We start from the raw sequence: 24,844 nt of genomic DNA on the forward strand, positions 1-24,844 counted from the left end.
TCAGGCCTCCGTTCCGGTCTCAGGAGCGGCGGTCGCTGCAGGAGCCTCGGACTCGGCCGCACGCGGAGCGTCGGAACGCTCGTTGCGACGGCCACCGCCACGGGGACCACGGTCTCCGCCACGGTCGCCACGCTCGCCGCGGCCACGGCCCTGCGAACGCGGTGCCTGCGACGCCTGCTCACGAGCGAACTCGCGCTCAGTCATGTCGCCCTTGTAGACCCAGACCTTCACGCCGATGCGGCCGAAGGTGGTGCGGGCCTCGTAGAAGCCGTAGTCGATGTTCGCGCGCAGGGTGTGCAGCGGCACGCGCCCCTCGCGGTAGAACTCGGTACGGCTCATCTCCGCGCCACCGAGGCGGCCGGAGACCTGCACCCGGATGCCCTTGGCACCGGCACGCTGCGCGGACTGAATGCCCTTGCGCATCGCACGGCGGAAGGACACACGGGAGGCGAGCTGCTCGGCGATGCCCTGGGCAACCAGCTGAGCCTCGATCTCGGCGTTCTTCACCTCGAGGATGTTCAGCTGCACCTGCTTGCCGGTGAGCTTCTCCAGCTCGCCACGGATGCGGTCCGCCTCGGCGCCACGGCGACCGATGACGATGCCCGGACGCGCGGTGTGGATGTCGACGCGAACCCGGTCACGGGTGCGCTCGATCTCCACCTTGGCGATGCCCGCGCGCTCCAGACCGGTGCTCATGAGCTTCCGGATCTGGACGTCCTCACGGACGTAGTCGCGGTACCGCTGACCCGGCTTGGTCGAGTCGGCGAACCACCGAGAGCGGTGGTCGGTCGTGATGCCCAGGCGGTACCCGAGCGGGTTGACCTTCTGTCCCACTGTCAGGCCCTTCCCTTCGTCTCACGCTCAGCGACGACCACGGTGATGTGGCTCGTCCGCTTGAGGATCTGGCTCGCGCGGCCCTGCGCCCGGGGGCGGAACCGCTTGAGGGTCGGACCCTCGTCGACGAACGCCTCTGCGACGTACAAGGTGCCCTCGTCGAATCGCTCCCCGTCCCGCTTTGCGAGCTCACGGGCGTTAGCGATTGCGGACTCGACGACCTTGAGGACCGTCTCACCCGCGGCCTGCGGTGCGAACTTCAGCACCTGCACGGCCTCGCCGGCCTGCTTGCCACGGATGAGGTCCACGACGCGCCGGGCCTTCTGGGGCGTGACGCGGACGAACCGCGCCTTCGCCTTGGCTTCCATTGCTGTCCTGCCTTCTTGTCTCAGCCGTCAGGGCTGTCGCTTCACTGACCCGGGGGTCAGCGGCGACGGCCCTTCCGGTCGTCCTTCTCGTGGCCGCGGAACGTCCGCGTGGGGGCGAACTCGCCGAGCTTGTGCCCGACCATCGCCTCCGTCACGAACACCGGCGTGTGCTTACGACCGTCGTGCACCGCGAACGTGTGGCCCAGGAAGTCCGGCGTGATGACCGAACGGCGGGACCAGGTCTTGATGACGTTCTTGGAGCCGGCCGCATTCTGCGCGTCGACCTTCTTCTGCAGGTGCCCGTCGACGAAGGGCCCCTTCTTCAAGCTGCGAGGCATGTCTCCCGGCTCCTATCAGCGCTTCTTGCCGGTGCGGCGGCGACGGACGATGAGCTTGTCGCTCGGCTTGTTCGGCCGGCGGGTACGGCCCTCGGGCTGACCCCACGGGCTGACCGGGTGGCGACCACCGGAGGTCTTGCCCTCACCACCACCGTGCGGGTGGTCGATCGGGTTCATCGCCACACCACGGACGGTCGGGCGCTTGCCCTTCCACCGCATGCGGCCGGCCTTGCCCCAGTTGATGTTCGACTGCTCGGCGTTGCCCACCTCGCCGACCGTGGCGCGGCAGCGCAGGTCGACGTTGCGGATCTCGCCGGAGGGCATGCGCAGCTGCGCGTAGGGCCCGTCCTTCGCCACCAGCTGCACGGACACACCGGCCGAGCGGGCGATCTTCGCACCGCCACCGGGCCGCAGCTCGATGGCGTGGATGACCGTACCGGTCGGGATGTTGCGCAGCGGCAGGTTGTTGCCGGGCTTGATGTCGGCGCCGGGACCGGCCTCGACGATGTCACCCTGAGACAGCTTGTTCGGGGCGATGATGTAGCGCTTCTCGCCGTCCGCGTAGTGCAGAAGGGCGATGCGAGCGGTGCGGTTGGGGTCGTACTCGATGTGAGCGACCTTGGCCGGCACGCCGTCCTTGTCATGGCGACGGAAGTCGATGACGCGGTAAGCGCGCTTGTGGCCACCGCCGTGGTGCCGCACGGTGACCCGGCCGGTCGAGTTACGACCACCGGTCTTGTGCAGCGGGCGGACCAGCGACTTCTCCGGCTCCGAGCGCGTGATTTCGACGAAGTCGGCGACGGACGAACCGCGGCGGCCCGGCGTCGTCGGCTTGTACTTACGGATTCCCATGGGGATCTGTCCTCGTTCTGCTCTCAGGCCCGGTCAGCCGACCGGCCCGCCGAAGATGTCGATCGTGCCCTCGCGGAGGGTGACAATGGCGCGCTTGGTGTCCTTACGACGACCGATGCCGAACTTCGTCCGACGCGCCTTGCCCTTCCGGTTGGCGGTGTTCACCGAGGAGACCTTCACGCCGAAGATCTGCTCCACGGCGATCTTGATCTCGGTCTTGTTGGCGCGGGGGTCCACGATGAACGTGTACTTGCCCTCGTCGATCAGGCCGTAGCTCTTCTCGGAGACGACCGGCGCGATCAGGATGTCGCGCGGGTCCTTGGCGACCGTGGTCACTTGGTGTCCTCCTCGACCTCAGCGGACGACGCCACGGCCGTGGCCGACTTGCCCTTGGCGGGGCCGGCCAGGAACGTGTCGAGCGCACCCTGGGTGAACACGACGTCATCGGAGATGAGCACGTCGTAGGTGTTGAGCTGGTCGGCGACGAGCAGGTGGACCCGCTCGACGTTGCGCAGCGACTTCAGGGCGAGCTCGTCCTGACGCTCGACGACCACCAGGATGTGCTTGCGCTCGGACAGCTGTGCGAGCACCGCAAGCGCGGCCTTGGTCGACGGCGCCTGGTCGATACCGAAACCGGTGACGACGTGGACGCGACCCGCACGGGCCCGGTCGGACAGAGCACCGCGGAGCGCCGCGGCCTTCATCTTCTTGGGGGTCCGCTGCGAGTAGTCACGCGGCTGGGGACCGTGAACGGTTCCACCACCGGCGAACTGCGGGGCGCGGGTCGAACCCTGACGGGCGCGGCCGGTGCCCTTCTGCTTGTACGGCTTCTTACCGCCACCGCGGACCTCGCCACGAGTCTTCGTGGAGTGGGTCCCCTGGCGAGCCGCGGCGAGCTGCGCCACGACGACCTGGTGGATCAGCGGGATGTTCGTCTGCGCGTCGAACACCTCGGACGGAAGGTCGGCGGTCCCGGCCTTCTTGCCCGCGGCGTCGAGCACGTCGACAGTCTGGGTGGTCATGAAGGTCATGCCCCCTTCACGGCGGTACGCACGACGACGATGCCGCGCTTCGGGCCGGGAACTGCGCCCTTGAGCAGCAGCAGGCCCTTCTCGGCGTCGACCGCGTGCACGGTCAGGTTCTGAGTGGTCTGCTGGACGTGGCCCATGCGGCCAGCCATGCGCAGACCCTTGAAGACGCGCGACGGGGTGGACGCGCCACCGATCGAACCGGGCTTGCGGTGGTTACGGTGCGCACCGTGGGAAGCACCCACACCGGCGAATCCGTGCCGCTTCATGACACCGGCGGTGCCCTTGCCCTTGGTGGTGCCGATCACGTCGACCAGCTGCCCGGCCTCGAAGACCTCAGCAGTGATCTCCTGACCGAGTGCGAACTCGGCGGCGTTCGTCGTGCGGATCTCGGCCACGTGGCGACGGGGGGTGACCCCGGCCTTCTCGAAGTGGCCCTTGAGCGGCTTGGTGACCTTGCGCGGGTCGATCTGGCCGAAGGCCAGCTGGACCGCGGAGTAGCCATCAGCCTCAGCGGAGCGCACCTGGGTGACGACGTTGGTGCCGACCTGCACGACGGTGACCGGGACGAGACGCCCTTCGGCGTCCCAGACCTGAGTCATGCCGAGCTTCGTGCCGAGCACCGCCGTCACGGGGCGCGCGTTCTGCTGGGTAACCATGAAGATCAGTTCCTTCCCAGCGTCAGAGCTTGATCTCGATGTTCACGTCCGCGGGCAGGTCGAGACGCATGAGCGAGTCGACCGCCTTCGGCGTGGGATCAATGATGTCGATCAGCCGCTTGTGCGTGCGCATCTCAAAGTGCTCGCGGCTGTCCTTGTACTTGTGAGGCGACCGGATGACGCAGAAGACGTTCTTCTCCGTCGGCAGCGGCACCGGGCCCACGACCGTTGCACCAGCGCGAGTCACCGTGTCGACGATCTTGCGCGCCGAGCTGTCGATGACCTCGTGGTCGTAGGACTTGAGCCGGATGCGGATCTTCTGTCCCGCCATGGCGTCGTCTACTTCTCTCTCTTCGAACTGCTTCTGTCCGACCCCCGCACTCGGGCGTGTCGCAATCTGCGACGTACCGTGGCGTGGTCGAAGCGGCACACCCGCGGGTGTCACGCTCCGGTGGGGATCGATGGTGATGTGGGAGTCCGGTACCGGGTGACCCCGGCCCTTCTCGAACCCGCAACGCGTCAGATCCAACACTGCCCGCCGCGGTTGACCGGTCGCTACGCACGCGCAACGACGGTCCCGTCCTCGGGCAACTTGTCCAGTGTGCCAGATCCCCCGTGTTCAAGCCAATCCGGGCCTTGGTCACACTCCGGCGGACGATTCAGTGCGCGCCGGCGACATAGCTCTCGTCGTTCATCGAGACGATGGTCCATGCCCCGTCGTCGTAGCGCAGCTCACTGACCGCGCCGTTGTGGATGCCACCGGAGAGCGAGGTCGGCTCGGCACCGAGCGCGATCAGCGCCATCACGATCGTCAGACCACTCGACACCACCAGCACCTCGCCACCGCCGCCCTGGGACTCGGCGTCCGCGATCGCGTCCAGGGCGGCCATCGCCCGCTCGGCGACCGCCGTGCCGGTCTCGTACAACTCGCCGTCGCCCTGCATCTGCGGTGCCACGGAGTCGAAGACGTCGCGCAGGCTCAGGTGCGGCAGGTCCGCGCTCAGCGCCGCTCGGTCCGGGTAGCCCAGCAGCTCGGCGATCCGGGTCCACATCTCCTGGCTCGTCGATCCCTCCCACCGGCCGAACGCCATCTCGCGCAGACGCTCGTCCGGCACGGGCTCGAGGTCGTCCTCCCCCATCGCCGCCAGGGCGAACTCGGCGGTCTCGGAGTGCCGGACCATATCCGCCGTGTAGGCAGCGTCGACGTCGACCCCGGCCGCCTCGAGACCGTCGCCGAGCGCGGTGGCCTGGTCCTGACCGGCGTCCGTCAACGGTGCGTCGGACCACCCCTGGGCACGATCGACGGCGTTCAGCCACGACTCGCCGTGGCGGGCGAGGTAGATGGTGACCACTCCGTCCTCGGCGCCCGGACCTGGGGCGCAGCCCGCGACCACCGTGCACGCCATCGCTGCGCAGACCGCCACCGCCGTGCGCGCGACCGACCCGATTCGACTCATCGCCATGCCCCCATTGTCCCGTGCGCCCGATGTCGATCCGACCAAGGCGAACCGGTCACGGGACGCGGTCGGACCCCGTAGCGTCCGGGCATGCGCACATCATCGTCCCCGTCCCGTCGGACCCGGCTCGCGGCTGTCCTGGTCATCGGCATCCCGCTGGCTGCCGCCTGCACCGCCAACGGCGGAGCCTCCGCCGACACCACCAGCGCCGACGCGAGCCCGGACGTCGTCAGCTCCTCCGACGCCACGACGGCGCCGTCCGCCGCACCCGCGCCGAGCTCGGTGCCGGAGCCCGCCCCGTCCTTCACCCCCGGCCAGCCGTGTGAGCCCGGGTCCGACCCGAACTGCACCGACGACACCGGAATCCCGGGCGACGCCTATCGCTACGTCGAGGGCTACGCGGACTGCCTGGTGCACCTCGAGACCGGGTACGGCGAGCTGTGCGCCGACCTGGACGGCGACGGCGTCGCGGGCTACCCCGACGAGCAGGAGGGCTGAGCCGCAGGCAGGACCGCCGGTCTTCAGGCGGGCGCGACCGCCGGCGTCTCCTTCACGGCGAGGATGGTGGTCCCGGCGGCGTCGCCGATCACCACGGCGAACGGCGTCTTGCCCTGGCGGGCGCAGGCGAAGACCATCGGCGGCAGTTCGGGCATCAGCTCCCCCACCGGGAATCCGGTCTGGATCTGCCGCCCGACCGCCGCGTCCCAGGCCCGACGCTCCTTCTTGGGCAGAGCCGACACGCGAGCACCGACCCGAGCAGCACTCTCGGCCAACTGCGCGGCCGGCTGGCCCGGCCCGGAGAGCACGACCACCTCGACCTTGGCCCGACCGACCTGGACCTGCAGTCCGGTCGGCACCTGCTCGGCCAACCAACCGTCCTGCAGATAGCGCTGGTAGGTCTTGTCCACCCGACCCTCGTGGGTCAGCAGGTCGACGACCACCAGGACCAGGATGATCGGCAGCAACACCACCGGCCCCCAGACCAGGGCGACCAACACCGGGTTGGTGGCGCCGTTGGTGCCGGTGGTCACCCAGAACAGGTCCCAGAACGAGGCCCACGGGTTCTGGTCCATCGAGTCCCAGGCCGATCGCACGTTGTACAGCAGGAGCAGGAGCAGGATGCTCCCCGCCACCGTGGCGAACCCGGCCACCTTGCGCGGCACCACAGCGATCCGACGGAACTCGTCCAAGGTCATCTTCATCCGCGAAGCGTGGCATAGCCAGCCATCGGAGCGGGCACGCCGCACACCACGTGGACGCATGCAGGAGGGCCCGGACACCTCGTCGGTGTCCGGGCCCTCCCGGTCAAGCGGTGTGCCCTAGGGGCGCAAGATCACTTGATGATCTTGGTGACCCGGCCCGAGCCCACGGTGCGGCCACCCTCACGGATGGCGAAGCCGAGGCCCTCCTCCATGGCGATGGGCTGGATCAGCTGGACGCTGATCTCCGAGTTGTCGCCCGGCATGACCATCTCGGTGCCCTCGGGCAGCGTGATGACACCGGTGACGTCGGTGGTCCGGAAGTAGAACTGCGGACGGTAGTTGGAGAAGAACGGGTTGTGACGCCCACCCTCGTCCTTGGTCAGGATGTAGACCTGGCCCTCGAAGTCGGTGTGCGGGGTGATCGAACCCGGCTTCACGACGACCTGACCGCGCTCGACGTCCTCACGCTTGGTACCGCGGAGCAGGAGGCCACAGTTCTCGCCGGCCCACGCCTCGTCCATCTGCTTGTGGAACATCTCGATACCGGTGACCGTGGTCTTCTGCGCCGGACGGATACCGACGATCTCGACCTCGGAGTTGATCGCGAGCTTGCCGCGGTCGACCTTGCCGGTGACGACGGTGCCACGACCGGTGATGGTGAAGACGTCCTCGATCGGCATCAGGAACGGCTTGTCCATGTCACGGACCGGCTCCGGGACGGACTCGTCCACGGCGTCCAGCAGGTCCTCGACCGACTTGACCCACTCGGCGTCGCCCTCGAGAGCCTTCAGGCCGGAGACGCGCACCACGGGGGCGTTGTCGCCGTCGAAGCCCTGCGAGGACAGCAGCTCACGGACCTCCATCTCGACGAGCTCGAGGATCTCCTCGTCGTCGACCATGTCGGACTTGTTCAGCGCGACCAGCAGGTACGGCACGCCGACCTGACGCGCGAGCAGCACGTGCTCACGGGTCTGGGCCATCGGACCGTCGGTCGCGGCGACCACCAGGATCGCGCCGTCCATCTGGGCGGCACCGGTGATCATGTTCTTGATGTAGTCAGCGTGACCCGGCGCGTCGACGTGCGCGTAGTGGCGCTTCTCGGTCTCGTACTCGACGTGCGCGATGTTGATCGTGATACCGCGCTGCTTCTCCTCCGGCGCCTTGTCGATCTCGTCGAACGGCGTGAAGGGGTTCAGCTCCGGGTACTTGTCGTGCAGCACCTTCGAGATCGCAGCGGTCAGCGTCGTCTTGCCGTGGTCGACGTGACCGATGGTCCCGATGTTGACGTGCGGCTTGGTCCGCTCGAACTTGGCCTTGCCCACTGTGTCCTCCTCAGGACTGGTGTAGAGATTGCCGGTCGACGTGGGGCTGGTGGCCCCACGGACGAACGGTCCTACGGGTCGGGTTGTTGATGGTAATGACGACCTGTGGGACTACTCGCCCCGGGTCTTCTTGATGATCTCTTCGGCAACGTTCCGAGGAACCTCGGCGTAGCTGTCGAACTGCATCGAGTACACGGCACGACCCTGGGTCTTCGACCGCAGGTCACCGACGTATCCGAACATCTCAGAGAGCGGCACCTGAGCGCGAATCACCTTCACGCCCGTCGCGTCCTCCATGGACTGGATCATGCCGCGACGCGAGTTGATGTCGCCGATGACGTCGCCCATGTACTCCTCGGGCGTACGCACCTCGACGGCCATGATCGGCTCCAGGAGCGCGGGGTCCGCCTTGCGGGCCGCCTCCTTCAGGACCATCGAACCCGCGATCTTGAACGCCATCTCCGAGGAGTCGACGTCGTGGTAGGCGCCATCGAGCAGCGTGGCCTTGACCCCGACGAGCGGGAAGCCGGCCAGCACACCCTGCTCCATCGCCGCCTGGATACCGGCGTCGACGGACGGGATGTACTCACGCGGGATGCGACCACCGGTGACGGCGTTCTCGAACTGGTACATCTCGCCCTCGTCCGACACGAGCGGCTCGAAGGACATCTGCACCTTGGCGAACTGACCGGAACCACCGGTCTGCTTCTTGTGCGTGTAGTCGATCTTGTCCACCTTGCGGCGGATGGTCTCGCGGTAGGCCACCTGCGGCTTACCGACGTTGGCCTCGACCTTGAACTCACGACGCATCCGGTCGACCAGCACGTCCAGGTGGAGCTCGCCCATACCGCCGATGACGGTCTGGCCGGTCTCGTCGTCCAGGCGCACCCGGAAGGTCGGGTCCTCCTCGGACAGCTTCTGGATGGCGGTGGAGAGCTTCTCCTGGTCGCCCTTGGTCTTCGGCTCGATGGCCACATCGATCACGGGCTCGGGGAAGGTCATCGACTCGAGCACGATCGGCGCGTCCTGGGCGGCCAGGGTGTCACCGGTGGTGGTGTCCTTCAGACCGATGAACGCGTAGATGTGACCGGCGTGCGCCGACTCGACCGGGTTCTCCTTGTTGGAGTGCATCTGGAAGAGCTTCCCGATGCGCTCCTTCTTGCCCTTGGTCGCGTTGAGGACCATGTCGCCCTGCGAGACCTTGCCGGAGTAGACCCGGACGTAGGTCAGACGACCGAAGAACGGGTGCACGGCGACCTTGAAGGCCAGCGCAGAGAACGGCTCGGAAGCGTCGGGGTGACGCTGCAGGACCTTCTCCTCGTCCTTGGGGTCGTGACCGTCGACGGCCGGGACGTCCAGCGGGGTCGGCAGGTAGTCGATCACGGCGTCGAGCATGGGCTGCACGCCCTTGTTCTTGAACGCCGAGCCGCACAGCACCGGGAAGGCCTCGGTACGGATGACGAGCTGACGGATGCCGGCCTTGATCTCGGCGACCGTGAGCTCCTCACCGCCCAGGTACTTCTCGAGCAGCTCCTCGTCCGCCTCGGCGACGGCCTCGAGCAGCTCAGCGCGGTACTCGGCGGCCTTCTCGACCAGGTCGGCCGGGATCTCCTCGACCTCGTACTTCTCGCCCAGGGCGGTCTCACCGCGCCAGACCAGAGCCTTCTGCTCGATCAGGTCGACAACGCCGATGAAGTCGTTCTCGGCACCGATCGGCAGCTGGATGACCAGCGGCTTGGCCTTGAGGCGGTCCTTGATGGTCTGCACGGTGAAGTAGAAGTCAGCACCGAGCTTGTCCATCTTGTTGACGAAGCAGATGCGCGGGACGTCGTACTTGTCCGCCTGCCGCCACACGGTCTCCGACTGGGGCTCCACGCCCTCCTTGCCGTCGAACACCGCGACCGCACCGTCGAGCACGCGGAGCGACCGCTCCACCTCGACCGTGAAGTCGACGTGGCCCGGGGTGTCGATGATGTTGATCTGGTTGTTCTTCCAGTAACAGGTCGTCGCGGCCGACGTGATCGTGATGCCGCGCTCCTGCTCCTGCTCCATCCAGTCCATCGTCGACGCGCCGTCGTGCGTCTCACCGATCTTGTAGTTGACCCCGGTGTAGAACAGGATCCGCTCGGTGGTGGTGGTCTTGCCAGCATCGATGTGCGCCATGATGCCGATGTTGCGGACCTTGTTGAGGTCCGTCAGCACGTCCAGTGCCACAGGTTCAGCCCCTCGATTATCGAGCTCGTCCAGCCGCTGGGATTACCAGCGGTAGTGGGCGAACGCCTTGTTGGACTCGGCCATCTTGTGCATGTCCTCGCGACGCTTCACCGCGGCACCCAGGCCGTTGGAGGCGTCGAGGATCTCGTTCATCAGGCGCTCGGTCATGGTCTTCTCACGACGGGCGCGGGAGTAGTCGGTCAGCCAGCGCAGCGCCAGAGTGGTCTGGCGGACGGGGCGGACCTCGACCGGAACCTGGTAGGTGGCGCCACCGACGCGGCGGGAGCGGACCTCGAGCGAGGGCCGGACGTTGTCCAGCGCACGCTTCAGCACGACCACCGGGTCGGACTGGGTCTTCTCACGCACGCCCTCGAGGGCGCTGTAGACGATGGCCTCCGCGACGGACTTCTTGCCGTCCAGGAGCACCTTGTTGATGAGCTGCGTCACGACCGGGGACCCGTAGACCGGGTCGACGATCAGCGGCCGACGAGGGGCCGGACCCTTACGAGGCATCGGTTCAGCCCTTCTTCGCGCCGTAGCGGCTACGCGCCTGCTTACGGTTCTTCACGCCCTGAGCGTCCAGGGCACCACGGATGATCTGGTAACGCACACCGGGGAGGTCCTTCACGCCGCCACCGCGCACGAGCACGATGGAGTGCTCCTGCAGGTTGTGGCCCTCGCCGGGAATGTAAGCGGTGACCTCGATGCCGGTCGAGAGGCGCACACGGGCGACCTTCCGGAGGGCAGAGTTCGGCTTACGGGGGGTGGTGGTGTACACGCGGGTGCACACGCCACGACGCTGCGGGGAGCTCTTCAGAGCAGGCGTCTTCGACTTCTTGGTCTTCGCCTGCCGGCCCTTGCGGACCAGCTGCTGGATCGTAGGCACTACGTCTCCGTCTTGTTGATGAGTTGGTCTGACCGGCACCCGTCACCCTGGACGGCCGGCTCGTCCCGGATCGCTGCCCGTCGTGCAGCTACCCCGGAGGTTCTTACGTCCCGCCACCGACCCCCGCACCCGGGCGTGTCGTCCGGGATCCCACAGCCGAACCGTCCACGAGGGACGCTTCGGTCGAGTGAGCGCGCGCGAGAGCCCGACGGCGCGGGCACGGTGTCCTACGTTACCCGCGCAGGTGCGCAGAATCAAAGCAGTTCCGCTGTGAGCCCAGACATGCACGCGAGGCCCCCCACCGTGCAGGTGGGGAGCCTCGCGTCAGCCATCAGGCGGTGAGGTCGTCGACGATCAGCGGAAGTCGCCGAAGTCGATGTCCTCGAGCGGGATCGCCTCGCCCGAGCCGAGGCCCAGGGCGGGGAAGTCGATCTCGTCGTAGCCGAAGGACGGGTACAGCTCGGCCTTCGCCTCCTCCGTGGGCTCGACCACCACGTCGGCGTACCGGGGCAGACCCGTACCGGCGGGGATGAGCTTTCCGAGGATGACGTTCTCCTTCAGGCCCAGCAGCGGGTCGGAGCGACCGGACATCGCGGCCTCGGTGAGGACACGGGTCGTCTCCTGGAAGGACGCCGCCGACAGCCACGAGTCCGTGGCCAGCGACGCCTTCGTGATCCCCATCAGCTCGGGACGGCCGGAGGCCGGCTGGCCACCCTCCGCCACGGCCTTGCGGTTGGCGTCCTCGAACCGGCCACGCTCGGCCAGCTCGCCCGGGAGCAGACCGGTGTCACCGGAGTCCAGCACGGTCACACGACGCAGCATCTGCCGCACGATGACCTCGATGTGCTTGTCGTGGATGTCCACACCCTGGGAGCGGTAGACCTCCTGGACCTCGTCCACCAGGTGCTTCTGGGTGGCACGCGGGCCGAGGATGCGCAGGACCTTCTTCGGGTCGACGGCACCCTGGACCAGCTGGGTACCGACCTCGACGTGGTCGCCGTCGTTCACCAGCAGTCGGGACCGCTTGGTGATCGGGTAGGCGATCTCCTCCGAACCGTCGTCCGGGGTGAGCACGATCTTGCGGATCCGCTCGGAGTCGTCGATGGCGATCCGGCCGGAGAACTCCGCGATCGGGCTCTCACCCTTCGGGGTACGCGCCTCGAAGAGCTCCTGCACACGGGGCAGACCCTGGGTGATGTCCTCCGCGGAGGCGACACCACCGGTGTGGAAGGTACGCATGGTCAGCTGGGTACCCGGCTCACCGATCGACTGGGCCGCGATGATGCCGACGGCCTCGCCGATGTCCACCAGCTTGCCGGTGGCCAGCGAACGGCCGTAGCAGCGGGCGCAGGTACCGACACGCGACTCGCAGGTCAGCACGGAACGGACCTTGAGCTCGGTGACACCGGCCGCCAGCAGGCGGTCCAGCAGCACGTCGCCCACGTCGTCACCCGCGTGCCCGATGACCTCGCCGTCGATCTCGACGTCGGTGGCCAGGGTGCGGGAGAAGACGCTGGTCTCGGCCTTGTCGTGCAGGCGGACGGTGCCGTTGACGTCGACACCGATCGGCATGGTCAGACCACGCTCGGTGCCACAGTCGTCCTCGCGGACGATGACGTCCTGGGAGACGTCCACCAGACGACGGGTCAGGTAGCCCGAGTCGGCGGTCCGCAGTGCGGTGTCCGCCAGACCCTTACGGGCACCGTGCGTCGCGATGAAGTACTCCAGGACCGACAGGCCCTCGCGGTAGTTGGACTTGATCGGACGAGGGATGATCTCGCCCTTCGGGTTGGCCACCAGACCACGCATACCGGCGATCTGACGGACCTGCATCCAGTTACCACGGGCACCGGAACCCACCATGCGGAACACGGTGTTGCGGGCGGAGAAGTTCTCCTGCATGGCCTTGGCGACCTTGTCGGTGGCCTGGGTCCAGATCTCGATGAGCTCCTGACGGCGCTCGTCGTCGGTGATCAGACCCTTGTCGAACTGGCCCTGGACCTTGGCGGCGCGCGCCTCGTGCTCGGTCAGGATCTCCGCCTTGCCGGCCGGGGCCGCCACGTCGGAGATCGCGATCGTCACGCCCGAACGGGTGGCCCAGCGGAAGCCGGCCTCCTTCAGGGCGTCCAGCGAGGCGGCGACCTCGACCTTCGGGTACCGCTCGGCCAGGTCGTTGACGATGACCGAAAGGCGCTTCTTGTCGACGACGCCGTTCTCGTACGGGTAGTCCACCGGCAGCAGCTCGTTGAACAGCGCACGGCCGAGCGAGGTCTCGAACAGGAACGGCTTGTCGGCGACGAAGCCCTCCGGCTCGGCACCCTCGGCGAACACCAGGCCGTCCATCCGGATCTTGACCACGGCGTTCAGGTCCAGGCTGCCCTGGTCGAAGGCCATGATCGCCTCGGCGACCGAACCGAACGCACGGCCCGCGCCCTCCGCGTCCTCCTTGTCGGAGGTCAGGTGGAACAGACCGATGATCATGTCCTGCGAGGGCATGGTCACCGGGCGGCCGTCGGACGGCTTCAGGATGTTGTTCGAGGACAGCATCAGGATGCGGGCCTCGGCCTGGGCCTCCGAGCTCAGCGGCAGGTGCACTGCCATCTGGTCGCCGTCGAAGTCGGCGTTGAAGGCGCCACACACCAGCGGGTGCAGGTGGATGGCCTTGCCCTCGACCAGCTGCGGCTCGAACGCCTGGATACCCAGACGGTGCAGGGTCGGTGCGCGGTTCAGCAGCACCGGGTGCTCGGTGATGACCTCTTCGAGCACGTCCCACACGACCGGGCGCGCACGCTCGACCATCCGCTTGGCGGACTTGATGTTCTGCGCGTGGTTCAGGTCGACCAGGCGCTTCATCACGAACGGCTTGAACAGCTCGAGCGCCATCTGCTTGGGCAGACCGCACTGGTGCAGCTTCAGCTGCGGGCCGACCACGATGACCGAACGGCCCGAGTAGTCGACACGCTTGCCCAGCAGGTTCTGACGGAATCGACCCTGCTTGCCCTTGAGCATGTCGGAGATCGACTTCAGCGGCCGGTTGCCCGGGCCGGTGACCGGACGACCGCGGCGACCGTTGTCGAACAGCGAGTCGACGGCCTCCTGGAGCATCCGCTTCTCGTTGTTGACGATGATCTCCGGCGCGCCCAGGTCGAGCAGCCGCTTGAGGCGGTTGTTCCGGTTGATCACGCGGCGGTACAGGTCGTTCAGGTCGGAGGTCGCGAACCGGCCACCGTCCAGCTGCACCATCGGACGCAGGTCCGGCGGGATGACCGGGACGGCGTCCAGCACCATGCCGGTGGGCGAGTTGGTGGTGGTGAGGAACGCGTTGACGACCTTGAGCCGCTTGAGCGCACGGGTCTTGCGCTGGCCCTTGCCGGTGCGGATGGTCTCCCGCAGCGACTCGGCCTCGGCCTCCAGGTCGAAGTTCTGCAGCCGCTTCTGGATCGCGGCGGCACCCATCGAGCCCTCGAAGTAGTTGCCGTACCGGTCCTGCAGGGCGCGGTAGAGCAGCTCGTCACCCTCGAGGTCGGCGACCTTCAGGTTCTTGAACCGGTCCCAGATGGTGTCCAGGCGGTCGATCTCCGCGTCGGCACGCTTGCGGATCTGCGCCATCTCGCGCTCGGCCGAGTCGCGCACCTTGCGGCGGGCGTCGGCCTTGGCACCCTCGGCCTCCAGCTCGGCCAGGTCGGCCTCGAGCTTGGCGGCGCGGGTGTTGATGTCGTTGTCCCGGCGGTCGGAGATCTCCTTGCGCTCCAGGTCGATCTCGTTCTGGAGGTTCGGCAGGTCCTCCTGACGGCCCTCGGTGTCGACCCAGGTGATCATGTAGGCCGCGAAGTAGATGACCTTCTCCAGGTCCTTCGGGGCCAGGTCCAGCAGGTAGCCGAGGCGGGACGGCACACCCTTGAAGAACCAGATGTGGGTGACCGGCGCGGCGAGCTCGATGTGGCCCATCCGCTCACGACGCACCTTGGAGCGGGTCACCTCGACGCCGCAGCGCTCGCAGATGATGCCCTTGAAGCGCACCCGCTTGTACTTACCGCAGTAGCACTCCCAGTCCCGGGTGGGACCGAAGATCTTCTCGCAGAACAGACCATCCTTCTCCGGCTTCAGGGTCCGGTAGTTGATGGTCTCGGGCTTCTTGACCTCGCCGTGCGACCAGGCACGGATGTCGTCGGCAGTGGCCAGGCCGATACGCAGCTCGTCGAAGACGTTGACGTCGAGCAAGGGGGTCCTACTTCCTTCGCGTTCCGGTGGGGGTGTCCCCGTCCGGAGGAATCTCAAAGTCGGTGTGTCGGCTCCCGACGGGCCGGATCAGCGGGTGATCCGGCCCGTCGGTGCTCGGCGTCAGATCTCGTCGACGGAGCTGGCGGCGTTCGGGCGGCGGGACAGGTCGATGCCCAGTTCCTCCGCGGCCCGGTACACCTCGTCGTCGTTCTCGCGCATGTCGATCGAGACGCCGTCGCTGGACAGCACCTCGACGTTCAGGCACAGGGACTGCATCTCCTTCAGCAGCACCTTGAACGACTCCGGGATACCCGAGTCGGGGATGTTCTCGCCCTTGACGATCGCCTCGTACACCTTGACGCGGCCGGGGATGTCGTCCGACTTGATGGTCAGCAGCTCCTGGAGGGTGTAGGCGGCGCCGTACGCCTCGAGGGCCCACACCTCCATCTCGCCGAATCGCTGGCCACCGAACTGCGCCTTACCACCCAGCGGCTGCTGCGTGATCATCGAGTACGGGCCGGTCGACCGGGCGTGGATCTTGTCGTCCACCAGGTGGTGCAGCTTCAGGATGTACATGTAGCCCACCGACACCGGCTCCGGGAACGGCTCGCCGGAGCGACCGTCGAACAGCCGGGCCTTGCCGTTGGTGCCGACCATCCGCTCGCCGTCACGGTTCGGCAGGGTGGAGCCGAGCAGACCGGTCAGGGTCTCCTCCGGCACACCGTCGAACACCGGGGTCGCGACCGGGTTGCCCGGGGTCGATGCCTTGGCGATCTCCGGCACCTCGCTGATCCAGGACAGGTCGCCCTCGGCCAGGTCGACGTTCCAGCCCTGCTTGGCGATCCACCCGAGGTGGACCTCCAGCACCTGGCCGACGTTCATACGACCGGGCACACCCATCGGGTTCAGGATGATGTCGACCGGGGTGCCGTCCGGCAGGAACGGCATGTCCTCGACCGGGAGGATCTTGGAGATGACGCCCTTGTTGCCGTGACGACCGGCCAGCTTGTCGCCGTCGGTGATCTTGCGTCGCTGGGCGATGTACACCCGGACCAGCTCGTTCACGCCGGCGGGCAGCTCGTCGCCGTCCTCGCGGTTGAAGGTGCGGACCTCGATCACGGTGCCGGACTCGCCGTGCGGCACCTTCAGCGAGGTGTCGCGGACCTCACGGGCCTTCTCACCGAAGATGGCGCGCAGCAGGCGCTCCTCCGGGGTCAGCTCGGTCTCACCCTTCGGGGTGACCTTGCCGACCAGCACGTCACCGGCGGAGACCTCGGCACCGATGCGGATGATGCCGCGCTCGTCCAGGTCGGCCAGCACGTCCTCGGAGACGTTCGGGATGTCCCGAGTGATCTCCTCCGGGCCGAGCTTGGTGTCACGGGCGTCGACCTCGTGCTCCTCGATGTGGATCGAGGACAGCACGTCGTCCTGCACGAGGCGCTGCGACAGGATGATCGCGTCCTCGTAGTTGTGGCCCTCCCACGACATCAGCGCGACCAGCAGGTTGCGACCCAGGGCGAGCTCGCCCTCGTCGGTCGCCGGGCCGTCGGCGAGCACCGAACCGACCTCGACCCGCGCACCCTGGTCGACCAGCACGCGCTGGTTGTACGAGGTGCCCTGGTTCGAGCGGCGGAACTTCGCGACCCGGTAGGTGCTGGTGGTGGCGTCGTCGTTGGCGACGGTGATCAGGTCGGCGGAGACCTCGGTGACCACACCGGGCTTGGTCGCCACGATCACGTCACCGGCGTCCACGGCCGCACGCCACTCCATGCCGGTGCCGACCAGCGGCGCCTCGGAGCGGACCAGCGGCACCGCCTGGCGCTGCATGTTGGCGCCCATGAGCGCGCGGTTCGCGTCGTCGTGCTCCAGGAACGGGATCAGCGCGGTACCCACGGACACCATCTGGCGCGGCGAGACGTCGATGTAGTCGACGATGTCGGCCGGGACGTCCTCGGTGTCGCCACCCTTGACCCGGACCAGCACGGTCTCGTCGGCGAACCGGCCGTCGACGATGGTGGCGTTGGCCTGGGCGATGACGAAGCGGTCCTCGTCGTCGGCGGTCAGGTAGTGCACCTCGTCGGTGATGACGCCGTGCTCGACCTTGCGGTACGGGGTCTCCACGAAGCCGAACGGGTTGATCCGCGCGAAGGTCGCCAGCGAGCCGATCAGACCGATGTTCGGACCCTCAGGGGTCTCGATCGGGCACATCCGGCCGTAGTGCGACGGGTGGACGTCACGGACCTCCATGCCGGCGCGGTCACGGGACAGACCACCCGGGCCCAGCGCGGACAGACGCCGCTTGTGCGTCAGGCCGGCCAGCGGGTTGTTCTGGTCCATGAACTGCGACAGCTGCGAGGTGCCGAAGAACTCCTTGATGGAGGCGACGACCGGGCGGATGTTGATCAGGGTCTGCGGCGTGATCGCCTCGACGTCCTGGGTGGTCATCCGCTCGCGGACCACGCGCTCCATCCGGGACAGGCCGGTGCGGACCTGGTTCTGGATCAGCTCGCCCACGGCGCGGATGCGACGGTTGCCGAAGTGGTCGATGTCGTCGGTCTCGACGCGGACCTCGACGGCCTCACCGTTGCGCTGACCCGGCAGGGTGGTCACGTCGGCGTGCAGCGCGGCCATGTACTTGATCGCGGCGACGATGTCGTCCTTGGACAGCACGGAGTCCGCGAGCGGCACGTCGATGCCGAGCTTCTTGTTCAGCTTGTAGCGGCCGACCTTCGCCAGGTCGTAGCGCTTGGGGTTGAAGTAGAAGTTCTCGATCAGCGCGCGACCGGCCTCGACCGTGGGCGGCTCGCCCGGACGGATCTTGCGGTAGAGGTCGAGCAGCGCCTCGTCCTGGGTCTGGACGTGGTCCTTCTCCAGGGTGTCGATGACGGCCGGGAACTGCGCGAACTCCTCGCGGATCTCCGACTCGGTCATGCCGAGCGCCTTCAGCAGGACGGTGGCGTTCTGCTTGCGCTTGCGGTCGACGCGGACGCCGACGTTGTCGCGCTTGTCGATCTCGAACTCGAGCCAGGCACCGCGGCTCGGGATGACCTTCACCGAGAAGACGTCCTTGTCGGAGGTCTTGTCCGGGGTGCGCTCGAAGTAGACGCCGGGGGAACGGACCAGCTGGGACACCACGACACGCTCGGTGCCGTTGATGATGAACGTGCCGCGGTCGCTCATGAGCGGGAAGTCGCCCATGAAGACGGTCTGCGACTTGATCTCACCGGTGGTGTAGTTCACGAACTCCGCGGTGACGAACAGCGGCGCGGCGTAGGTGAAGTCCTTCTCCTTGCACTCCTCGGCCGTGTACTTCGGCGGCTCGAAGCGGTGCTCACGGAAGGACAGGGACATGGTCCCGCCGAAGTCCTCGATCGGGGAGATCTCCTCGAAGATCTCCTCCAGACCGGCGGTCTCCGGGACGTCCTGGCGTCCGGCCTCGAGGGCGGCGGCGACACGCGCCTGCCACCGCTCGTTGCCGAGCAGCCAGTCGAAGCTCTCGGTCTGCAGGCCGAGGAGGTTGGGGACCTCCAGCGGCTCGTCGATCCGGGCGAAGGAGACACGGCGGGAAGCCGTACGGTTCGCGATGGCTTCGGAGATGGAAGTAGGGGTGCGCGAGGCAGCCAAGAGGGGTCCTTCCCAGCAGATCGAGTTCCCTGCGGTCTGGCCCGGCGTTCCGCGACACCCCGCCTCGGATCCCCACGACCTCGACCATGACGAGGGTGAAGGAGTCCGGGTTATCTGGTGTGGCAGGCACAGGCCAGCGCAAAGCGTTAGCGTAGCCGACCTGTAGGCGGAAGTCCAGAGCAGGATAGACGGGGCGCTCGGGGCTGTCACCTCGGCACGCCGAGCGGGCGCACCGCTCCCCCGCCCTCGGCCCGGCTAGCCTCGCCGGATGACCGATCCGACCCCCGACGTCCAGCACCTGATCGACCCCGACGACGCCTGGACCTTGATCCAGGAGTGGGCAGCCGAGTCGCCCAACCCGGTCACCTTCCTGCCCGCGGACCCCGACCGCGCCGCGCGCACCCTCGCCGGGCTGCGGGTCAGCACCCGGTCGGCGCTGGGTGCGCTCGCCCTGCACTGCGGCGGGGTGGTCGCCGACTCCGGGTGGTTCCGGTTGCTCGGCGGCGGCACGGACGAACTGCCCGACCTGATGACCGCCAGCGCGGAGCGACTGCCCGGCGCGGTGGTGGTCGGGTACGACGCACTGGGCGGGACGTTCGCGGTGGACGGCGGCGGGCTGAGGGTGGCACCGGGTGAGGTCTGCTACTTCGGGCCGGACTCGCTCAGCTGGGGCGGACTGGGCGGCGGCCACGGCGCGTTCGTCCAGGCGGTGCTGACCGGCGCGCTCGGGGCGTCCTTCGACTCACTGCGCTGGCCCGGCTGGCAGGAGGAGGTGGCGGCGCTGTCGCTCGACCAGGGGCTGTCGCTGTGGCCGCCGCCGTTCAGCGACGAGGGACGGGACGTGGCCGCGGCCAGTCGACGGCCGGTGCCCATCGACGAGCTGCTGACCTTCTACGCGCAGGCCGCGGCCCAGCTCGGCTGACACACGACGAGGCCCGCCCCGCGATCAGCGGGACGGGCCTCGTGCGCAGAGTCCGGATCAGCAGGTGATCCGGACGCGGGTCACTTGAGGGTGACGGTGGCGCCGGCGCCCTCGAGGGCAGCCTTGGCCTTCTCCGCGGTCTCCTTGTTGACGGCCTCCAGGACCGGCTTCGGAGCGCCGTCGACGAGGTCCTTGGCCTCCTTCAGACCCAGGGAGGTCAGACCGCGCACCTCCTTGATGACGGCGATCTTGCCGGAACCAGCGGCCTCGAGGATGACGTCGAACTCGTCCTTCTCCTCCTCGGCAGCGGCCTCACCGGCGCCACCGGCCGGGGCGGCCACGGCGACGGCGGCCGGAGCGGCAGCGGTGACCTCGAAGACCTCCTCGAAGGCCTTCACGAAGTCGGAGAGCTCGATCAGGGTCAGACCCTTGAACTGCTCGATGAGCTCCTCGGTGCTGAGCTTCGCCATGATGGCGGTTCCTTCCGTTCGGTTCCCGTCGGTCACGCCGACCGCAGGGAGAGTGATGGGTGTCGCCGAAGCCCTGATGGCTCAGGCAGCGGTGTCGACGGACTCCTGCTTGACGCGGAGCGCCTCGACGGTGCGCACGGCCTGTGCGGCGGGGGCGGTGAACATGTAGGCAGCCTGGAACATCTTGGCCTTCATGGCACCTGCCGCCTTGGCCAGCAGGACCTCACGGGACTCGAGGTCCGCGAGCTTGGTGATCTCCTCGGCGGTCAGGGCGCGTCCGTCGAGGACACCGCCCTTGATGACCAGCGCGGGGTTCGCCTTGGCGAAGTCACGCAGACCCTTGGCGGCCTCGACCGGGTCACCGGAGACGAAGGCGATGGCGGACGGGCCCTTGAGACCGTCAGCAATACCCTCGATACCGGCTTCCTTGGCCGCGATCGCGGTCAGCGTGTTCTTCACCACGGCGTAGGTTGCGTTGCCGCTGAGCGACCGCCGCAGCTGCTTGAGCTGGGCGACGGAGAGCCCGCGGTACTCGGTCAGCACGGCCGCGTTCGCGTCACGGAACTGCTCCGTGAGCTCTGCGACAGCGGCTGCCTTGTCCGGCCTCGCCATGTGGCAATCCTTCCGATGGTGGTGCCGCAGGTCCCCATCGACCCCGCACATGAGAAGAGCCCCGACGCAGGTCGGGGCTCGCATCCCGCACGCCGGAGCGTGCGACCATCGATTCCTCACCTGCGCGGGCCTCCGCCGGAGCGGGACTTCGGGCGGCTCCCGACGAGCGGGAGCCAGCGACCTGCGGTCTTGGGCGCGTCCAGCTTAGACCGGGTATGGTCCGGAGTTCAAATCCGGTCCCGGAGCAGCACCGCCGAGTCGTAGGTCTTGCCCGCCCAGTGCACGGTGTCGACGTGGGCGAAGCCCCAGCGGGCATACATCCCGACCAGGCGATCGGCGCTGATCGCGGTGTCGGCGCCGACGGCGGTGAGGCCCTGCGCCCGCATCCACTCCAGGGCACCGGTCCACAGCGAGCGGGCCAGGCCGCTCCCCCGGTGCTCGGGGGCCACCGCGAGCTGGTTCAACCAGGCGCGCCCGGGCTCGCGGGCCACCGGCGTCAGGTCGCGGATGCCGTGCCCGGGCGGCACCGAGATGGTCAGGGTGGCGATCGGGCCGCCGTCGGCCTCGACCACCCAGCACCGACCGCCCTCGGCCCGGTGCCGCGTGGTCGCCACGTCCTGGGTGGCGGCGGTGTAGTTCAGCCCGGCGGCGGCGAGGTCGGCGTAGGCGCGGTGCAGCATGGCGGTCAGCGGCTCGGCGTCCTCGTCACGGAACAGACGCACGCGCGGACTCATGGCACCCAGGGTGTCACGCCAGGTGGTCGGCCAGCAGCTCGGCGCATCCGGGGTCTCACGCCAGGTGGTCGGCCAGCAGCTCGGCCAGGTGCAGGCCCTTCACGTCGGCGAGCTGTTCCGCCTGGGTGCGGCAGGAGAAGCCGTCCGCGAGGTAGACGTCCCCCGGTTCGGCGGCCCGCAGCGCCGGGAGCAGTCCGTGCTCGGCGACCTGCACCGACACGTCGTAGTGGCCCTTCTCCATGCCGAAGTTCCCGGCCAGGCCACAGCAGCCCGCCAGGGTGGAGAAGGACGCGCCGGCCTCGGTGAGCAGGCTGCGGTCGGCGGTGTAGGTCATCACCGCGTGGTGGTGGCAGTGCGGCTGGACCACGGCGGTCACGTCGGACAGGTCGGGAAGCTGCCAGCGGTCGCCCGGGCCGATCGGTGCCGGGGCGGTGAGCAGCTCGGCCAGGGTGTGCGTGGCCCGGGCGACCGCGGTGGCACGCGGGTCGTCGGGCAGCAGGTCGAGCAGATCGGAGCGCAGGACGGCGGTGCAGGACGGCTCCAGGCCGACGATCGGGATGCCGTTGACCGCATAGGGACCAAGCACGCCGAGCAGGTGGCGCAGCCGGTCGCGCGCGCCGTCGAGCTGACCGGTGGAGATCCAGGTCAGACCGCAGCAGGCGTCGTGGTCCGGGACGATCACCTCATAGCCGGCGGCGCGCAGCACCCTGACCGCGGCGGTCGGCACCGACGGGGCGAGGGTGTCGCTGAACGAGTCGGTCCACAGCAGGACCCGCGGCTTGGTCGAGGTGCCCTGACCGGTGCTGACCTCGACGCTGCCCCGCTTGACCGCGGTGCGGAACGGGGTGGGGGCGAAAGAGACCATCTTCCGGCGGGTGTCCATGCCGCCGAGGGTGAGCACCGCCTTGGCCAGCGGCCGGATGCCGAGCGCCGCGTTGGTCACCCGCGCGAGACCGGGAATCCCGGTGACCAGCCGTGCCCAGCGCGGCAGCCAGCCGAGCACGTAGTGGTTCATCGGGCGCAGCTTCCGGCGGTAGGTGCGGTGCAGCACCTCGGCCTTGTACTGGGCCATGTCGACCCCGGCCGGGCAGTCCGAGGAACACGCCTTGCAGGACAGGCACAGGTCGAGCGCCTCGTGCACCTCCGGCGAGGACCAGCCACGGGAGACCAGGGAACCGTTCGCCATCTCCTGCAGCACCCGGGCACGACCACGGGTGGAGTCCTTCTCGTCCCGGGTGGCCAGGTAGGAGGGGCACATGAAGCCGCCGGTGGCGGTGGAGTCGGCGCGGCACTTGCCCACGCCCACGCAGCGGTGCACGGCGGTGGTGAAGTCGCCCGCGTCGTGCCCGAAGGAGAACCCGGTCGCGGCAGCGATCGGCAGGGCGTGCGGACGGCGCAGGTCGGCGTCCAACGGACGCGGGCGGACCAGCACACCGGGGTTCAGCAGATCGTCCGGGTCCAGCAGGTCCTTGAACGCCTCGAACACCCGGATCGCGCGGTCGGAGTACATCACCGGCAGCAGCTCGGAGCGGGCACGACCGTCGCCGTGCTCACCGGAGAGCGAGCCACCGTGCGCGGCGACCAGGTGCGCGGCATCGGTCATGAAGGCGCGCAGCGGGGCGCCGGAGCGCTCCATCGGCACATCCAGGCGCAGGTGCAGGCAGCCGTCGCCGAAGTGCCCGTACGCCAGGCCGTCGACCTGGTGCTGGGCCATCAGCGCCTCCAGCTCGCGCAGGTAGCCGCCCAGGCGCTCCGGGGGCACCGCGGAGTCCTCGAAGCCGGGCCAGGCCTGCGCGCCGGACGGGGTCCGGCCACCGAGTCCGGCACCGTCCTCGCGGATCCGCCACATCGCCGCCGCCTCCGGTCCGGGCGGGAAGATCCCCACCGCGCCGGTCCCGGCGTCCGCCGCGAGCGCCCCGGCCCGTGCCAGCGCCTCGTCCAGGTCGGCGCCGCCGACCTCGACCATCAGCCACCCGGCGCCCTCCGGCAGGGGCGGCACCGCGGCGGCGCCCTTGACCCGGCGCACCACGTCGACCAGCCGGGCGTCCATCCCCTCGATCGCCAGCGGGGCGTGCGCGAGCAGGGCGGGCACGGCGTCGGCGGCGCTGGGCATGTCCGGGTAGCCGAGGACCACCAGCACGGGCGCGGCGGCGATCGGCACCAGGCGGACGGTCGCGCCGAGCAGGGTGACCACGGTGCCCTCGGTGCCGACGAGGGCCTTGGCCAGATCGGCGCCGCGCTCGGGGAGCAGGTGCTCCAGCGAGTAGCCGGACACCTGGCGACCGAACCGGCCCAGTTCGGTGCGGAGCAGTTCCAGCTCGCCGCGCACCAGGGCGTCCAGACCCGGCACCGGGTCCAGACCCTTCCCGGCGGTGAACCGGCGACCTCGGCCGTCGACCACGTCGAGTTCCAGGACGTTGTCGGCGGTGCGGCCGTACGCCACCGCGCGCGGGCCACAGGCGTTGTTGCCGATCATCCCGCCGAGGGTCGCCCGGGCCTGGGTGGAGGGGTCGGGGCCGAAGCGCAGACCGTGCGGGGCGGCCTCGCGTTGCAGCATCGCCATCACGACGCCGGGGTCGATCCGGGCGGTGCCGGCCTCCGGGTCGATGCTGTGCACCCGGTTGACGTGCCGGGACCAGTCGAGGACCAGGCCGGTGCCGACCGCATTGCCCGCGACCGAGGTGCCGCCGCCCCGGGAGGTGACCGGGATGCCCATGCTCCGCGCCGTCTCCAGGGCCGCGAGCGCGTCGTCCACGTCCCGTGGGAAGGCGACCACCTGCGGGATGACCCGGTAGTTCGACGCATCGGTGGCGTACTCGGCGCGGCGGCGGGTGGAGTCGTCCACGTCCCCGCGCATCACGGCGCGCAGGGCGTGGGTGAGGTCCGTGGCGGCGGTGGTGGAGGCGGGCACGGGGTCAGTGTTCCACCGGTCCGGGCGGTGCGGGCCGGACGGTCCAATGCGCGGGCGAAGCCCCCCGCCTGACCCGCCTGGCCGGCTCGCCCGGCCGGCTCGCGCATGTGGCTCGCGCCGGTGGCGAGGTCGGCAGTCGACGCCCGAGGTCGGCAGTTCGCCGGGCCTGGAGTGGCGCGGACTGCCGACC

General features: G+C 68.8%; 22 protein-coding genes. 2 read left to right on the top strand and 20 right to left on the bottom strand.

What is annotated here, in order from left to right:
* The 9 genes from rpsC to HGK68_RS13035 all read right to left on the bottom strand — a co-directional run bounded on the left by rpsC (window position 1) and on the right by HGK68_RS13035 (window position 5,542).
* Window positions 1-834, bottom strand: a complete 834-nt coding sequence (rpsC, locus tag HGK68_RS12995; RefSeq protein WP_169166346.1) for a 30S ribosomal protein S3 — start codon at window positions 832-834, stop codon at window positions 1-3.
* A 2-nt stretch (window positions 835-836) separates the two neighbouring features.
* Window positions 837-1,202, bottom strand: coding sequence for a 50S ribosomal protein L22 (rplV, locus tag HGK68_RS13000; protein ID WP_169166347.1), 366 nt, complete (start codon window positions 1,200-1,202; stop codon window positions 837-839).
* 56 nt (window positions 1,203-1,258) lie between these two features.
* Window positions 1,259-1,540 (bottom strand): 30S ribosomal protein S19, encoded by a 282-nt coding sequence (gene rpsS, locus HGK68_RS13005; protein WP_168630716.1) that lies wholly within the window; start codon window positions 1,538-1,540, stop codon window positions 1,259-1,261.
* 15 nt (window positions 1,541-1,555) lie between these two features.
* A complete protein-coding gene (gene rplB, locus HGK68_RS13010; protein WP_169166348.1) occupies window positions 1,556-2,392 on the bottom strand; it encodes a 50S ribosomal protein L2 in 837 nt (278 codons plus the stop codon).
* A gap of 33 nt (window positions 2,393-2,425) precedes the next feature.
* On the bottom strand, window positions 2,426-2,728 hold the full coding sequence (gene rplW, locus HGK68_RS13015) for a 50S ribosomal protein L23 (protein ID WP_168630714.1): 303 nt from the start codon (window positions 2,726-2,728) through the stop codon (window positions 2,426-2,428).
* Window positions 2,725-3,414, bottom strand: coding sequence for a 50S ribosomal protein L4 (gene rplD / locus HGK68_RS13020; RefSeq protein WP_169167122.1), 690 nt, complete (start codon window positions 3,412-3,414; stop codon window positions 2,725-2,727). The genes rplW and rplD overlap by 4 nt, the downstream gene beginning before the upstream one ends.
* Window positions 3,415-3,419: 5 nt before the next feature.
* A complete protein-coding gene (gene rplC, locus HGK68_RS13025) occupies window positions 3,420-4,079 on the bottom strand; it encodes a 50S ribosomal protein L3 (RefSeq protein WP_169166349.1) in 660 nt (219 codons plus the stop codon).
* A 22-nt stretch (window positions 4,080-4,101) separates the two neighbouring features.
* A complete protein-coding gene (rpsJ, locus tag HGK68_RS13030) occupies window positions 4,102-4,410 on the bottom strand; it encodes a 30S ribosomal protein S10 (protein WP_012867945.1) in 309 nt (102 codons plus the stop codon).
* Between the two features lie 328 nt (window positions 4,411-4,738).
* Window positions 4,739-5,542, bottom strand: coding sequence for a histidine phosphatase family protein (locus HGK68_RS13035; RefSeq protein WP_169166350.1), 804 nt, complete (start codon window positions 5,540-5,542; stop codon window positions 4,739-4,741).
* A gap of 84 nt (window positions 5,543-5,626) precedes the next feature.
* Between HGK68_RS13035 and HGK68_RS13040 the strand changes: the two genes are divergently transcribed.
* Window positions 5,627-6,034 (top strand): hypothetical protein, encoded by a 408-nt coding sequence (locus HGK68_RS13040; protein WP_169166351.1) that lies wholly within the window; start codon window positions 5,627-5,629, stop codon window positions 6,032-6,034.
* Between the two features lie 23 nt (window positions 6,035-6,057).
* Here HGK68_RS13040 and HGK68_RS13045 read toward each other — a convergent pair whose 3' ends face one another.
* From HGK68_RS13045 to rpoB, 7 genes are all read right to left on the bottom strand, one after another.
* Window positions 6,058-6,738: a hypothetical protein gene (locus HGK68_RS13045; RefSeq protein WP_169166352.1), complete on the bottom strand. Its 681-nt coding sequence runs from the start codon at window positions 6,736-6,738 to the stop codon at window positions 6,058-6,060.
* Window positions 6,739-6,869: 131 nt separating this feature from the next.
* Window positions 6,870-8,060 carry an elongation factor Tu gene (gene tuf / locus HGK68_RS13050; protein WP_169166353.1) on the bottom strand — a complete coding sequence of 397 codons (1,191 nt, stop codon included), beginning with the start codon at window positions 8,058-8,060 and terminating at the stop codon, window positions 6,870-6,872.
* A 111-nt stretch (window positions 8,061-8,171) separates the two neighbouring features.
* Window positions 8,172-10,274: an elongation factor G gene (fusA, locus tag HGK68_RS13055; RefSeq protein ID WP_169166354.1), complete on the bottom strand. Its 2,103-nt coding sequence runs from the start codon at window positions 10,272-10,274 to the stop codon at window positions 8,172-8,174.
* Window positions 10,275-10,316: 42 nt separating this feature from the next.
* On the bottom strand, window positions 10,317-10,787 hold the full coding sequence (rpsG, locus tag HGK68_RS13060) for a 30S ribosomal protein S7 (protein WP_169166355.1): 471 nt from the start codon (window positions 10,785-10,787) through the stop codon (window positions 10,317-10,319).
* 4 nt (window positions 10,788-10,791) lie between these two features.
* Window positions 10,792-11,160 (bottom strand): 30S ribosomal protein S12, encoded by a 369-nt coding sequence (gene rpsL / locus HGK68_RS13065; RefSeq protein WP_169166356.1) that lies wholly within the window; start codon window positions 11,158-11,160, stop codon window positions 10,792-10,794.
* A gap of 354 nt (window positions 11,161-11,514) precedes the next feature.
* Window positions 11,515-15,381 carry a DNA-directed RNA polymerase subunit beta' gene (locus tag HGK68_RS13070; RefSeq protein ID WP_169166357.1) on the bottom strand — a complete coding sequence of 1,289 codons (3,867 nt, stop codon included), beginning with the start codon at window positions 15,379-15,381 and terminating at the stop codon, window positions 11,515-11,517.
* A 120-nt stretch (window positions 15,382-15,501) separates the two neighbouring features.
* A complete protein-coding gene (gene rpoB, locus HGK68_RS13075) occupies window positions 15,502-19,005 on the bottom strand; it encodes a DNA-directed RNA polymerase subunit beta (protein ID WP_169166358.1) in 3,504 nt (1,167 codons plus the stop codon).
* A 268-nt stretch (window positions 19,006-19,273) separates the two neighbouring features.
* On the opposite strand from rpoB, the gene HGK68_RS13080 reads away from it, so the two are divergent.
* The gene (locus HGK68_RS13080) at window positions 19,274-19,927 is read left to right on the top strand and encodes a DUF2625 family protein (protein WP_169166359.1); all 654 of its coding nucleotides are present in this window, start codon (window positions 19,274-19,276) and stop codon (window positions 19,925-19,927) included.
* Window positions 19,928-20,007: 80 nt separating this feature from the next.
* On the opposite strand, the gene rplL is transcribed toward HGK68_RS13080, so the two are convergent.
* The 4 genes from rplL to HGK68_RS13100 form a co-directional block, all read right to left on the bottom strand.
* Window positions 20,008-20,397, bottom strand: a complete 390-nt coding sequence (gene rplL / locus HGK68_RS13085) for a 50S ribosomal protein L7/L12 (protein ID WP_169166360.1) — start codon at window positions 20,395-20,397, stop codon at window positions 20,008-20,010.
* A gap of 81 nt (window positions 20,398-20,478) precedes the next feature.
* Window positions 20,479-21,009 carry a 50S ribosomal protein L10 gene (gene rplJ / locus HGK68_RS13090; protein ID WP_169166361.1) on the bottom strand — a complete coding sequence of 177 codons (531 nt, stop codon included), beginning with the start codon at window positions 21,007-21,009 and terminating at the stop codon, window positions 20,479-20,481.
* A 227-nt stretch (window positions 21,010-21,236) separates the two neighbouring features.
* On the bottom strand, window positions 21,237-21,743 hold the full coding sequence (locus tag HGK68_RS13095; protein ID WP_169166362.1) for a GNAT family N-acetyltransferase: 507 nt from the start codon (window positions 21,741-21,743) through the stop codon (window positions 21,237-21,239).
* Between the two features lie 55 nt (window positions 21,744-21,798).
* A complete protein-coding gene (locus HGK68_RS13100; RefSeq protein WP_169167123.1) occupies window positions 21,799-24,600 on the bottom strand; it encodes an FAD-binding and (Fe-S)-binding domain-containing protein in 2,802 nt (933 codons plus the stop codon).
* Window positions 24,601-24,844 lie beyond the last annotated feature (244 nt).

This window comes from Cellulomonas taurus, from assembly GCF_012931845.1.
GTDB classification, from domain to species: Bacteria; Actinomycetota; Actinomycetes; order Actinomycetales; family Cellulomonadaceae; genus Cellulomonas; species Cellulomonas taurus.